This window comes from Pseudorhodoferax soli, assembly GCF_003337555.1.
GTDB classification, from domain to species: Bacteria; Pseudomonadota; Gammaproteobacteria; order Burkholderiales; family Burkholderiaceae_C; genus Pseudorhodoferax; species Pseudorhodoferax soli.
In genome coordinates this window covers 115,819-129,439 of record NZ_QPJK01000008.1, presented here as the reverse complement: position 1 = coordinate 129,439, position 13,621 = coordinate 115,819, and the positions used below count along the sequence as shown (strand labels likewise).

General features: G+C 65.3%; 10 protein-coding genes and 2 pseudogenes. 6 read left to right on the top strand and 6 right to left on the bottom strand.

Annotated features, from left to right (window positions below; translation table 11 throughout):
- Position 1: 1 nt before the first annotated feature.
- The 3 genes from DES41_RS25950 to DES41_RS25940 all read right to left on the bottom strand — a co-directional run bounded on the left by DES41_RS25950 (position 2) and on the right by DES41_RS25940 (position 4,549).
- Positions 2-1,624 carry an acyl-CoA carboxylase subunit beta gene (locus tag DES41_RS25950; RefSeq protein WP_114470516.1) on the bottom strand — a complete coding sequence of 541 codons (1,623 nt, stop codon included), beginning with the start codon at positions 1,622-1,624 and terminating at the stop codon, positions 2-4.
- Positions 1,625-1,708: 84 nt separating this feature from the next.
- Complete coding sequence (locus DES41_RS25945) at positions 1,709-2,884, bottom strand: acyl-CoA dehydrogenase family protein (protein WP_114470515.1); 1,176 nt, start codon at positions 2,882-2,884, stop codon at positions 1,709-1,711.
- An 87-nt stretch (positions 2,885-2,971) separates the two neighbouring features.
- A complete protein-coding gene (locus DES41_RS25940) occupies positions 2,972-4,549 on the bottom strand; it encodes a methyl-accepting chemotaxis protein (protein WP_114470514.1) in 1,578 nt (525 codons plus the stop codon).
- Between the two features lie 226 nt (positions 4,550-4,775).
- Between DES41_RS25940 and DES41_RS25935 the strand changes: the two genes are divergently transcribed.
- Positions 4,776-6,584, top strand: a complete 1,809-nt coding sequence (locus DES41_RS25935; RefSeq protein WP_114470513.1) for an acyclic terpene utilization AtuA family protein — start codon at positions 4,776-4,778, stop codon at positions 6,582-6,584.
- Between the two features lie 229 nt (positions 6,585-6,813).
- Positions 6,814-7,028, top strand: a pseudogene (locus tag DES41_RS25930) (PDDEXK nuclease domain-containing protein); the annotation flags it as partial.
- Positions 7,029-7,547: 519 nt separating this feature from the next.
- Here the strand turns inward: DES41_RS25930 and DES41_RS39280 are convergent.
- The 3 genes and pseudogenes from DES41_RS39280 to DES41_RS25915 all read right to left on the bottom strand — a co-directional run.
- Positions 7,548-7,750, bottom strand: a pseudogene (locus DES41_RS39280) (tripartite tricarboxylate transporter substrate binding protein BugD); the annotation flags it as partial.
- Between the two features lie 131 nt (positions 7,751-7,881).
- Entirely contained in the window at positions 7,882-8,193 is a 312-nt protein-coding gene (locus DES41_RS25920; protein WP_114470512.1) for a YdhR family protein, read from the bottom strand.
- Between the two features lie 268 nt (positions 8,194-8,461).
- Positions 8,462-9,613, bottom strand: coding sequence for an MFS transporter (locus DES41_RS25915; protein ID WP_425466396.1), 1,152 nt, complete (start codon positions 9,611-9,613; stop codon positions 8,462-8,464).
- 215 nt (positions 9,614-9,828) lie between these two features.
- Between DES41_RS25915 and DES41_RS25910 the strand changes: the two genes are divergently transcribed.
- The 4 genes from DES41_RS25910 (at position 9,829) to DES41_RS25895 (ending at position 13,497) form a co-directional block, all read left to right on the top strand.
- Entirely contained in the window at positions 9,829-10,140 is a 312-nt protein-coding gene (locus DES41_RS25910; protein ID WP_114470510.1) for an ArsR/SmtB family transcription factor, read from the top strand.
- A 22-nt stretch (positions 10,141-10,162) separates the two neighbouring features.
- Positions 10,163-10,690, top strand: a complete 528-nt coding sequence (locus DES41_RS25905) for a rhodanese family protein (protein ID WP_114470509.1) — start codon at positions 10,163-10,165, stop codon at positions 10,688-10,690.
- Positions 10,691-10,881: 191 nt separating this feature from the next.
- Positions 10,882-11,760, top strand: coding sequence for an MBL fold metallo-hydrolase (locus DES41_RS25900; protein ID WP_114470508.1), 879 nt, complete (start codon positions 10,882-10,884; stop codon positions 11,758-11,760).
- Positions 11,761-11,808: 48 nt separating this feature from the next.
- Positions 11,809-13,497: a bifunctional protein tyrosine phosphatase family protein/NAD(P)/FAD-dependent oxidoreductase gene (locus DES41_RS25895; protein ID WP_114470507.1), complete on the top strand. Its 1,689-nt coding sequence runs from the start codon at positions 11,809-11,811 to the stop codon at positions 13,495-13,497.
- Positions 13,498-13,621: the final 124 nt, after the last annotated feature.

The window sequence follows — 13,621 nt, the reverse complement described above, 5'->3', positions numbered from 1 at the left end:
TTCAGGGACGGGCTACGGAAAACTGCATCGGCTGCGGCTGGCGCAGCGCGGCATCGCGGCAGATCGACAGCACACGGGCCAGCACCTCGCGCGTGTCGCGCGGGTCGATCACGGCATCGTCCAGCATGCGCGCGCTGGTGGTGAACACGCTCATCTGGCTGTCGAAGCGATCGATGATGCGGCGCTCCATCTCGGCCAGCTTGGCGCGGTCGACCTCGCCGCCCTTGCGCTTCATCGCGGCCTCGGTCACGTTGACCATGGTCTGCGCCGCCTGCTCGCCGCCCATCACGGCGGTCTTGGCATTCGGCCAGGAGAAGCAGAAGCGCGGGTGGAAACCGCGGCCACACATGCCATAGTTGCCGGCGCCGAACGAGGCGCCGCAGTAGATGGTGATCTGCGGCACGGTGGCGTTGGTCACGGCCTGGATCATCTTGGAGCCGTGCTTGATGATGCCGGCCTCCTCGTACGACTTGCCCACCATGAAGCCCGTCGTGTTGTTGAGGTACAGGATCGGCGTGCGGCTCTGGCAGCAGGCCTGGATGAAGTGCGTGGCCTTGCTCGCGCCGGCCGGGTCGATCGGGCCGTTGTTGGTGACGACGCCCAGCGGCATGCCCTCGACCTTGATGTGGCCGACCACGGTGGCGCTGCCGTAGTTGGCGCCGAACTCCAGGAACTCGGAATCGTCAGCGATGCGCGCGACGACCTGCTTCATGTCCACCGGGCGCTTGTGGTCCATGGGCATGATGCCCAGCAACTCCTCGGCCTCGTAGCGCGGCGGCTTGAAGCTGCGCGCGGGCTCGGCCGGCATGCCGCGCTGCCAGTCGATGCCGGCCAGGATCTCGCGCGCCAGGCGGATCGCGTCGCGGTCGTCCTCGGCCAGGTAATCGCCCAGGCCCGAGATGGTGGTGTGCATCTCGGCGCCGCCCAGCTCCTCTTCCGTCGCGATCTCGCCGGTGGCGGCTTTGAGCAGCGGCGGGCCGGCCAGGAAGGCGCGCGAGCGGCCGCGCACCATGACGATGTAGTCCGACAGGCCGGTCTGGTAGGCGCCGCCCGCCGTGGACGAGCCGTGGGTGACGGTGACCACCGGCAGCCCTGCGGCAGAGATGCGCGCGATGTTGCGGAACAGGTTGCCGCCGGTGACGAACTCCTCGACCTGGTAGGTCATGAGGTTGGCGCCGGCGCTCTCGACCAGCTGCACATAGGGCAGCTTGTTCTCCAGGGCCAGCTCCTGCAGGCGCAGCTGCTTGGGGATGCCCATGGGCTGCAGCGCACCGGCGTCGATGCCCGAGTCCGAGGCGTTGACCATCACGCGCACACCCGACACCCAGCCGATGCCGCCGATCACGCCGCCGCCGGGCACGCTCTTCTCCAGATCGGGGTTGTCCAGGCCGAGGCCGGCCAGCGCGCCGATTTCCAGGAACGGCGTGCCGGGGTCCAGCAGCAGCGCCAGGCGTTCGCGTGGCAGCAACTGGCCCCGTTTCTCGAAACGCTCACGCGACTTGCCCGAGGTGGCGACGCTGCGCTGTACGTAGCCGTCCACGCGTTCGAGCAGGGCCAGCATGCCGGCACGGTTGGCTTCGAAGGCGTCGCTGCCGGGAAAGATGGTGGACTCGATGGTGCTCATGGTGCTGTTGGCTCGGGTGTGGCCAAGAGCTTAGGCAGCGGCCCGAAGGCGGTCTTGCGCCAACTGGCTGCGGGCCACAAGGGCTCAGAGGCCCAGCTGCCGCGCCGCGAGGTCCTTCATGACCTCCTCCGACCCGCCGCCGATCATCATGACCTTGACCTCGCGGTAGATGCGCTCGCTGGCCGTGCCGCGCATGAAGCCCATGCCGCCCAGCAGCTGCACCGCCTGATCGGCGCAGAACTGCATGGCCTGGGTGGCCTGCACCTTGGCCAGGCAGACGCGGGCCACGAGCTGGGCCGGGCGCGCATGCCGGTGCTCGATGCGCCAGGCCAGCTCATACAGCAGCGTGCGGGCACTGTCGATGCGCTGGGTCATGTCCATCAGCTTGTGGCGCACCACCTGGCGTTCGGCCAGCGCGCTGCCCGCGATCTGGCGCTGGCGCGCCCAGTCCACGGCCTCGCGCAGGCAGACCTCGGCGAAGCCGCAGGCCAGCGCGGCCATGAACAGGCGTTCGCTGTTGAAGTTCTGCATGAACACCTTGAAGCCATGGTTCTCCTCGCCCACGAGGTTGGCCACGGGCACGCGGCATCCGTCAAAGCGCAGGTGGGCGGTGTCCGAGCTCCACCACCCCATCTTGCGCAGCGGCGTGCGCGTGAGGCCTGGTGTGTCGCCATCGACCACCAGCACCGAGATCCCGCCCGCGCCCTTGACCGCGGGGTCGGTGCGCACGGCCGTGGTGATGAAGTCGGCCCGCATGCCGGAGGTGATGAAGGTCTTCTCGCCGTCGACCACATAGTGCCCGCCATCGCGGATGGCCGTGGTGCGCAGGTGCGCCACATCGGAGCCCCCGCTGGGCTCGGTCACGGCGAGGGCGGCGATCTTCTCGCCGCGCAGCACGGGGGGGATCACGCGCTGCCGGATGGCGGCACTGCCGGCCTTCAAGATGGGCGGCAAGGCGATGCTGTGCGAGTTCAGCGAAGCCTGCACGCCGCCACAGCCGCAGCGGGCGAACTCCTCGGCCACGATGAGCTGGTAGAAGATGTCGGCCGGCGTGCCGCCATACTCTTCGGGATAGCCCAGGCCCTGCACGCCGAGCGCCGCCACCCGCGCATACAGCTCGCGCGGGAAGGTCTCGGCCTCGTCCCAGGCGTTCACGTGCGGCGCGATCTCGCGCGCGATGAAGCCACGCAGCGTGGCACGGAACTGTTCGTGCTCGGGCGTGAAGTAGAAGGGCAGCGCGGGCGCGTCGAGAAAGTCCATGGGGCCTCCTGGTAGGCGCCAAGGCTAGCGGCCAGCACGCGCCCCGGTCTTGCGCGAACTGGCTGGCGCCGCCCCTTGCAGCGCCGCTCAGCCCGGCAAGGCCGGGCGTGCGTCGTGCACGCTGCCCACCCGGAACACCGACACCAGCCCGGCCAGGCCCTGCGCCTGCTCACGCAGGCTTTGCGCGGCCGCTGAACTCTGCTCGACCAGGGCGGAGTTCTGCTGCGTCATCTGGTCCAGTTCCGCGACCGACCGGTTGACGCCGGAAATGCCCTGGCTCTGCTCCGATGTGGCGCTGCGGATCTCGCCGATGATGTCGTTCACGCGCTGCACCGAACGCACGATCTCCTCCATCGTGCGGCCCGCGTCGGCCACCAGCTGGGTGCCGCTCTCGACTTTCTGCACCGAGTCGCCGATCAGGCCCTTGATCTCCTTGGCCGCCTCGGCCGAGCGGCCGGCCAGGCTGCGCACCTCGCTGGCGACGACGGCGAACCCGCGGCCCTGTTCGCCCGCGCGCGCAGCTTCTACCGCCGCGTTGAGTGCCAGGATGTTGGTCTGGAACGCGATGCCGTCGATGACGCCGATGATGTCGCTGATCTTCTTGCTGCTGGTGTTGATGTCGCTCATGGTGCTGACCACCTGCGACACGACCTGGCCACCGCGCGAGGCCACCTCGCTGGCCGAGGCCACCAGCTGGCTGGCGGTACCGGCCGAGCCCGCCGTCTGCTGCACCGTGGCGGTCAGCTGCTCCATCGACGAGGCGGTGCTCTGCAGGCTGCTGGCGGTCTGCTCGGTGCGGTTGGACAGGTCGGCGTTGCCTTGCGCGATCTCGCTGGAAGCGGTGGCGATGCTGTCGGTGGACGAACGCACGTTGCCCACGATGTTCGCCAGCGAGCTGTTCATGTGCTGCAGCGCGCGCATCAGTTCGCCGAATTCGTCGAAGCGGCGCGCATCGATGCGCTGCGTGAGGTCGCCCTCGGCGATCGCGGTGGCCACGCGGATCGACTCCTGCAAGGGCTGGCGGATCGAGCGCACCAGCCACCACGCGACCAGCATGCCCAGCAACACCACGACGACCGCGCCCGCCGCGCCCCAGGAGGCGCTGGCCTCGCGCGCGCGGTCGGCCGCGGCGGCCGCATCGACGCCCTTTTTGCGCTGCAGCTCGACGAACACGTCGATCGACTCCAGGTAGGCGCGCGCGGCGGCGCTGTACTCGCCCTGGACCAGTGTGATCGCGGCGGCCCGGTCGCCAGAGGCGCCGAGTTCGCGGGCCTTGCGGCTGGCCGCCAGCAGCGCGCCGCCCTTGGCGACGATGTCCTTGAGCTGGGCCTGGTCCGTGGGCGCAGTGGCCTGTTGGGTGATGCTCTCGCGCAGCTTGGCGATGCGGTCGGCGTCGCCGGCCACGTTGGCCTTGAAGAGCTCGCCCACCGCAGGGTCGGCGCTGATGGCCGACGCCATGCTGCGGATGACCGCCGCTTCGGTCAGGCCCTTCCAGAGCATGGACTGCTCGATCAGGGCATTCGCCGACGTCATGGCCAGCAGGGACTGGCGGTACGCCTTGCCGGCGTTGTAGAGCGTCAAGCCGCCGAGCGCCACGACGGCGAGCAACAGCAGCAACATGGAAGACCAGAGCTTGTGCGCGACGCGCAGGCGGTTGAAGAACATGGTTGAAACGGGCTGAACGCCGGGGCCGGATGTCTGGAGGACGCCACCCGGCGGGGACCGGGGGCAGTATGCGAGAGCGGTTACTTGTCTGAAAATTGAACGATATTTGCGCTGATTATGCGAGGCCTATCGATCAAATTGCAATGCGCTTCGCCAGCGCCTCGACACAAGCGGCGGCGGCGGCCTTGGGGCTAAGCTGCTTGTAGCCACCGACAGGAGACCCCTCATGACCACCGCCGCCACCACCGCCAAGACCGTCCGCATCGGCGGAGCGTCCGGCTTCTGGGGCGACAGCATGGTGGCGGCGCCGCAACTCGTGCTGGGCGGACGGCTCGACTACCTGGTATTCGACTACCTGGCAGAGACCACCATGGCCATCCTGGCCGCCGCACGGGCCAGGAAGCCGGAGCTGGGCTATGCGACGGACTTCGTCGACATCGCGATGAAGTCCGTGCTGGCCGAGGTCAAGCGCCAGGGCATCCGCGTGGTCAGCAACGCCGGTGGCATCAACCCAAGGGGCTGCGCTGCGGCCCTGCAGGCGCTGGCCGAATCGCAGGGCGTTGCGCTGCGCATCGCCGTCGTCGAGGGCGACGACGTGAGCGCACAGATGCCGGCGCTGCGCACGGCCGGCGCGCACGACATGTTCACCGGCGAGCCTCTGCCCGAGAAGGTGCTGAGCGCCAACGCCTACCTGGGCGCCACGCCCATCGCGGCCGCGCTCGCGGCCGGTGCCGACGTCGTCATCACGGGCCGCTGCGTGGACAGCGCCGTGACGCTGGGCGCGCTCATGCACGCCTTCGGCTGGGCGGCCGACGACTACGACAGGTTGGCCTCGGGCAGCCTGGCCGGCCACATCATCGAATGCGGCTGCCAGGCCACCGGCGGCCTGCACACGGACTGGGAGGACGTCCCGGACTGGGCCCACATGGGCTACCCGGTCGTGGAGTGCAGCGCCGATGGCAGTTTCGTCGTGACCAAGCCCGAGGGCACGGGCGGCAGGATGCTGCGCGCCAACGTGGCCGAGCAGCTGCTCTACGAGATCGGCGACCCGGGTGCCTACCTGCTGCCCGATGTGCGCTGCGACTTCCGCTACGTGGAGATCACGCAGCTGGATGCGGACCGCGTGCACGTGGGTCCGGCCCGTGGCAGCGCTCCGACGCCGCATTACAAGGTCTCGGCCACGCAGCTCGATGGCTTTCGCTGCGCCGGCAGCATGGTGTTCATCGGCATCGACGCGGCGAAGAAGGCGCGCCGCACGGGCGAGGCCATCCTCGAGCGCACGGGTGAGATCCTGCAGGCCCAGGCCCTGCCGCCCTATACCTCCACCTACCTGGAGGTGCTGGGTGTCGAGACGTTGTACGGACCGCATGCACGCACGGGAGCGGCGCGCGAGGTGATGCTGCGCGTGGTGGCCAACCATCCGGACAAGAACGCGCTGGCGATGTTTGCGCGCGAGATTGCGCCGTCGGGGACGTCCTGGGCGCCTGGCACGACCAGCCCGGGCGGCGGCCGGCCCGCGGTGTCGCCGCTGGTCAAGCCCTTCGCCTTCCTGCTGGACAAGCGCGCGGTGCAGGTCGGCCTGTGGCTCGATGGCGAACGCCAGGCCGTGGAAGTGCGGGCTGGCGGCGAGCAGAGCGCGACCGCACCGCTGCCGCACGTGCCGGCCTGGCACGAACCCGACGAGCCTGCGCAGGAAGTGCGCCTGGTCGAACTCGCTTGGGCGCGCAGCGGGGACAAAGGCGACATCTCCAACATTGGCATCGTCGCGCGCCGGCCCGAATGGCTGCCGCTGCTGTGGAACCGGCTCACGCCGCAAGTGGTGGCGGCCTACTTCGCGCACATGGCGCACGGCCCTGTCGAACGCTTCTACCTGCCCGGCATCGCGGCCATGAACCTGCTGTTGCACGAGGCGCTGGACGGCGGCGGCCCGTCGTCCATGCGCATGGACCCGCTGGGCAAGGGCATGGCGCAGATGCTGCTGGACCTGCCGATCAGGGTGCCCGCCAGCGTGGCGCACGCAGCCAGCCGCCGCTAGCGCGGACAAAGAAAAAAGGCCTTGCGACGAATCGCAAGGCCTTTTGATCTGGAGCGGGAAACGAGACAGGCACTAGGGCGCTAAATCCTTGTTTCCCAATCACTTTCTCCGCCGCCGTGAGCAGCGAAGGCCTGAATTGTAGCCTTGTTTTTCGTCCTCGGCAACACAGTTCATCCAACGAGCTCCATCCACGTCCTTAGACTGCCATGGGCTTGACCCATGTCGACGTGGCCAGATGCACATGTATTGCAACTACGCGAAGGTGCACAGGATGTTTGCCGAGGAAAACCCGCCCGTGGGCCTGATCCTCTGCGCGGTTAAGGGCATGCTTTGGCGCGGTACGCGTTGCGAGGCTTACCCAGCCCCGGCCAAGAAGCAGCATCATGGCCGGTCGCGCTGTCGTGCGTGGCATCGAGCCGCGCATCCCCAGATCCGGCGTCCTGAACGCGTGCTCCGACTAATTCACCTGGTGCTCCGCAATCTTCAAGTAACCAAGATGCTGCGAGGCTGGACGACTTGTGTGTAATGGGATGGCGTAAGGCACCTGCGACAGCAATAATTAAAGCACCAATGCGCCCGGCGTATCGCCGTCAGGTTCGTGGGCTGCGTCCCGTCCTTCAGCCGGTCAGATAAAGAGCGATCAGGCCCACTGGAACAGTTTTCTTGGGGATAATCGGGCCATCGGTTCCTTACGAAAGTGGCGCTTGCCTATAAACGATTCGGAGTTCGTGGATGAGCTCGACCACATAGCAATTGCAATATGTCACCAGCACGTCACCCGCAACGGTTGATCAGGCTCCACTCGGCGCCTCACGATGTTCGAACCCATCCCATTACACACGTCTCACAGCATTTGCCGGGCAAACCGCGGTTGCCAGAACCCCCTTGCCAGCCACTGGATCTGGCAAGCGAGCCAAACCGCTGCTGGGCATTGGACTTCATGCACGATGCGCTGTATTGCGGTTCCGGATTGGCGCGCGTGGCCTTAGCAGTCCCGATTGTGCTTCCTGCGCCAAGCACGTTGTGGACCACCACGGTGTTAGCACAAGAGGCTTGCGCAACGCCTTGGCAAGGTCGCGCGCAACTCGATCAGTCGGACCGCCTGCTGCGGATGGGCCGATCAGCGTGATGGCCTTGCCCTCTGCAGGAAAATCCGACGCAGATGCACTGAACGGTTCGTCGAGGCACTACCAACTGGCGAGTGTTGAGGCAATGGCGTTGGTTATTCTTCGCATGATCAAACCGATTCGATTGCTTATCTTGATGTAGCGGAAGAGCGGTTGCGAGATGCTCTGATTTATCCGTTCTGAATAATGTTTAGCACATTGTCCACGGAAACTGGGACTTCCGCGTACTGAATATCTGGCTCAGCGCCGTACTTTTCCGCAACAATCGCTCTCCATTCACCTGCATAGCATTTCTCCGCGTCAGCCTTCGTCTCCCAAAGATAGATTCCACCTGCCCGATCACCAGACTCGGACACGAAATAGTACTTCCGTATCAGTCCAGGCTTCCCCAAATATTTCGGAGCGGTCGAGTTAAAAACCGCGGCCGCCTCGGCAATTGTCCACGACTTGGTAAGTTTAAAAGTCACCGTTGCAACGATCATGATTGCTCCTCTTGGCTGGATTGAACCAATTATGGTTCGATGGAAATCTGCGAAAAATCAGCGATGCACTTTTGATATGCATTGCCAGAAAATAATCTAAATATTCTGTGCTGGCTGTCGTCCAGGATCAAACGGTCGGCAAAAGAGGCGCGCCAGATAAGCCTCCACGTCTTGCGTGAGTTGCCGGTCACTGGCCGTCATCACGCCCCCCATGGTCTCAATGCATCGCACCGAGCTGATCCATATGCTCCGCTGGACCTAGCCGGCGTCATGGCGCGACCGACTGCCGTTGGTGGCGCCATGCTAGCCAGCCCAGCATGGTCAGCACGCCCGCAATGAGCGGCAGCATCAGGCTGTTTATGGTTTCCCAGCCTGAGGTGTTCAGCAGCCGGCCCGATCCGAAAGAGGCTGCGGCCACGGTGCCGAACACCAGGAAATCGTTGAGCGCCTGCACCTTGGCACGTTCGGGTGCGTTGTAGCAGTCGGTCACTAGGGCCGTGGCGCCGATAAAGCCGAAATTCCAGCCTACGCCCAGCAGGATCAGCGAGCCCCAGAAGTGCAGAAGTTCGAGCCCGGTCAAGGCTAACAGCCCCGAGGCCCCGATCAACACCAGTCCGCACGCCGTGATGGCGATCTTGCCGAAACGCGCGATCAGGCGGCCGGTGAAGAAACTCGGCGCGAACATGGCCAGCACGTGCCACTGGATGCCCAGCGCGGCCTCGCCCACGGTGTGGCCGCAACCCACCATGGCCATTGGCGCGGCGGTCATGATGAAGGCCATCAGGCCGTAGGACACGATGCCCGCCGTGACAGCCACGACGAAGTCTGGACTGCGCGCGATCACCCCAAGCGGACGCGCCGTGCCCACGACGGCGGCCGCCTGGGATCGCGGCATGCGCAGCATCAGCAGCAGCGGTAAGGCCAGCAGCGCCAAACCCGCCTGCCCCAGGAAGCTGCCAGCGAACGGCGCCATGGGCCAGGCGTCGCGCGTCCAGATGACGACCTGCGGGCCAATGACCGCGGCGATCAGGCCGCCGATCATGATGCGCGAGATGACGGTGGCGCGCTGCGGCACCGGTACCGCATCGCTGGCCGCGAAGCGGTAGCTTTGCACGCACGCACCGTAGAAGCCGGCCATCGCCGTGCCCACGCAAAAGGTCTCGAAGCTGCCCCATAGCACGCCCAATGCAGCGATGAGCCCGGAAATCGAACCCAGTAGCGCCCCCAACGCATAGACCGCGCGCCGGCCCAGGCGGCGCATCAGCAGGGCCGCAGGAATGGTCGACAGCGCCAGCCCCAGGTTGTAGAGGCTGACCGGCAGTGTGGCCAACGAAGGGGTGCTGGCCAGCATCTGGCCAACGATGCCGCCCAGCGAAATGATGATGGGTGGCGCGGCGCCGCCCAGCGATTGGGCGGCCATCAGCAGTCCCACATTGCGGCGAGCGTCTGTCGCAGTGGGTGGTGGCAGCGAACCAGATGGGGGCATGGATGGATCCGGAAGTGAGATGTCAGGTGAAAGCACGCCTTCGCATGAGAACACCGGCCGGAAGATGTACTGCACAGCCTGTCTCGAAGCAGCGCCTTGATCTTTTATTAGCGTATGCTAAATTAGAAAAATATGAAATACAAGCTACCATGATGAGTAACAAAAAAGACCAGTTGTTTTTGCAGCATGGCGCGACCAAGGCTGCAGCCATGCTGCGGGCCGTCGGCAATGAGCATCGTCTGCTCGTTCTCTGTCTGCTGATCTCGCATGGCGAGATGACCGTCGGTGCGCTGCTCGAAAACGTGGCGTTGAGCCAGTCCGCCTTGTCCCAGCACCTGGCCAAGATGCGCGAGGAAGGTCTGGTGACCTACCGGCGCGAGTCGCAGACGCTGCATTACCGTGTCGACAACCCGGACGTGGCCAGACTCATCACCACGCTCAAAGCCATCTTCTGCCCATGAGCCACCCTCGGAGGCCGTTGCCGTGTCCCTGAAATTGATCTCACCCCATGCCGCGCGCGAACTCATGAACCAAGGCGCCATTCTGGTGGACATTCGTGCGGCGGGCGAACACGCCCGTGAGCGCATCGCGCAGGCACGCCATGTGCCCATGGACCGGCTGCAAAGCGCCGGCTTCCCAATTGATGCTGCTCCCGCCGTCATCTTCCACTGCCGCTCGGGCAACCGGACCCAGGGGAACGCTTCGGCGCTGGCGGCCTGCACGGGCTGCGACGCCTACGTTCTCGAAGGCGGGCTGGACGCCTGGAAGAAAGCAGGCCTGCCTGTCGTGGCCGATGCCTCTCAACCCCTGGAGCTGCAACGACAGGTGCAGATTGTCGCGGGCTCGCTGATCGTACTGGGCGCAGCGCTGGGCTCCATGGCCTCGCCCTGGTTCCATGTGCTCTCGGGCTTTGTGGGCGCTGGGCTGGTCTTTACCGGTGTCTCGGGGTTCTGTGGACTCGCGCGTCTGCTGATGCGCATGCCTTGGAACCGCCGCATGCTGGGTGGCTGAGCCTGCGGGTGGAGAAGCGATTTCTTCACTCGGCCCTCGGCCAGTAAGAACATGCAACGGCAAGAATTTTTAATTTTGAATTAATCCCGCGCGAGCACCATCTGAAATTTGAGAACGAACCAGCAAACACCCGACCAAAAGGAGCTTGGACGAAAACAAGCGGGTCATACTTTCAGCGAGGCAAAGGCACCGTGAAGATCGAACCCTTCTTTGATGAGGACAGCAGCACCTTCAGCTACATCGTGCTGGACACGAAAAGCGGTCAGTGCGCCATCATCGACAGTGTGCTCGGCTACGACCCCAAATCTGGTCGCACCTCGCGCGTCGGCGCGGATCACATGGCTGACCGTGCGCGGGAACTGGGGACGAGCGTTCAGTGGATTCTGGAGACGCATGTGCACGCCGATCACCTGAGCGCCGCGCCGTATCTGCAGTCGCTCCTGGGTGGACGAACCGGCATCGGGGCGAACATCCGCACCGTACAGCAGGTGTTCGGTCAGCTCTTCAACGCAGAGCCGGAGTTTGCGCGCGATGGTCGGCAGTTCGACCGTCTGTTCGATGACGGCGAGACCTTCATGCTCGGCACGCTGCAAGTGCGAGCCATGCACACCCCCGGCCATACGCCTGCGTGCATGACCTATGTGATCGAGGACAAGGCTACACCTGATGCGCCTGCCGCGGCCTTCGTGGGTGACACGTTGTTCATGCCCGACTACGGCACGGCGCGCTGCGACTTTCCTGGTGGCGATGCGCGCACGCTGTTCCGCTCGATCGGCCGCGTGCTGTCGCTGCCGCCGGATACCGTGCTCTACATGTGCCACGATTACCGCCCCGAGGGGCGCGAGCTTCAATGGAAGACCACCGTGGCCGAGGAACGCACGAAAAACATCCATGTGCGTGATGGCATCAGCGAGGATGATTTCGTGGCCACGCGCGAGCAGCGCGATGCCACGCTGGCGATGCCCGTGCTGCTGCTGCCATCCGTGCAGGTGAACATGCGGGCCGGCCAGTTGCCGCCTGTCGAATCCAACGGCGTTCACTATCTCAAGATTCCCATCGATGCCCTGTGAGCGCGGCGCCGGCCGGCTGAAAGGACAATTTCGAACCAGGAGACCTTGATGGATATCAAAGCTTTGAACCAGGAACTGGCCGTCAGCGGCCAGATCGCTGCCACCGACCTGAAGGTCATCGCCGAGGCCGGTTACCGATCGGTGATCTGCAATCGGCCCGACGGAGAAGCGGGCGACCAGCCCGGCTTCAATGAAATCGAGCAGGCCGCCCAGGCGCTGGGTATGACGGCCGCCTACCTGCCCGTGGAGCCCGGCAAGGTGACCGATGAACAGGCGCGCAGCTTCGGTGCGCTGATGACGCAGCTGCCTGGTCCGGTGTTCGCCTACTGCCGCACCGGAACACGCTCGGCCACGCTGTGGGCGCTGAGCCAGGCGCAGCGTCGGCCGCTGGCATCCATCCTCGAAGCCGCACGCGGGGCCGGCTATGACCTTTCCGGCGTGGCCCGGCGGATTACAAATGGTGGACGCACGCCCGTCGACGTCGTGGACGCCACGCACGACATCGTGATCGTCGGCGCAGGCGCGGCGGGCATCGCGGTGGCGTCCAGCCTGCTGGCGCGCAGGCCGGATGCGGATATCGCCATCATTGATCCGGCGGACGTGCACTACTACCAGCCTGGGTGGACGATGGTGGGCGCGGGCGTATTTCCGCCCGCCCGCACGGCACGCACGATGGCGAGCGTGCTGCCGCGCGGCGTCAAGTGGATCAAGATGGCCGTCGCCGCGTTCGAGCCCGAGTGCAACGCCGTGGTGCTCGATGGCTGCCGCATCGTCAAATACCAGCAGCTCGTAGTCTGCCCAGGCCTGAAACTCGACTGGAACGGCATTGAGGGCCTGCCGGAAACATTGGGCCGCAACGGCGTCACCTCCAACTACCGCTACGATCTCGCGCCCTACACCTGGGAGTTGGTGCAGCAGCTCAGGAGCGGCAAGGCCCTGTTCACACAGCCGCCCATGCCCATCAAGTGCGCGGGTGCGCCGCAGAAGGCGATGTACCTTTCGGCCGATCACTGGAAGCGGCAGGGCATGCTCAAGAACATCCACATTGAGTTCTGCAACGCGGGAGGCGTGCTCTTCGGCGTGCCGGACTACGTGCCCGCACTCATGGAGTACGTGAAGGCCTACGGCATCGACCTGCAGTTCAACAACCAGCTCGTGGCCGTCGATGGTCCAGCACATGAAGCCACTTTCGTCTGCACGCATGCCGACGGCACCCAGGAACGCGTCACCCGCTCGTTCGATCTGCTGCATGTCGTGCCGCCACAGAAGGCGCCGGACTTCATCCGTGTGAGTCCGCTGGCGGACGCAGCCGGCTGGGTGGATGTGGACCCATCGAGCCTGCGCCACAAGAAGTACGCCAATGTCTTCGCACTCGGCGACTGCACCAACACCACCAATGCCAAAACCGCTGCTGCCGCGCGCAAGCAAGCGCCGGTGGTCGCGCACAACCTGCTCGCCGCCCGGAGCGAGTCCATGCGTCTGGCCAGCTATGACGGCTATGGCTCCTGCCCGCTCACCGTCGAGCGCGGCAAGATCGTGCTAGCCGAGTTCGCCTACGGTGGCAAGCTGGCACCGTCGTTTCCAAAGTGGCTTATCGATGGCAAGCGGCCTTCATCGCTGGCGTGGCTGCTGAAGGAACGCATCCTGCCGCCAGTCTATTGGGACGGCATGCTCAAGGGCCGAGAATGGCTGGCGCAGCCTGTCCTCACAGACGGTGAGCAGCCGTCTGCATCGTAGCCGGGGCACGGGCAGTCGATGTCTCTTTTAACTTTCGCTTAATCCAGTCTAACCATCATTCTCGCGATTCACGTGTGAGATTCGTAAAATAAGCTGAGGCAAGCCCTGATGGAACACTGGAGCA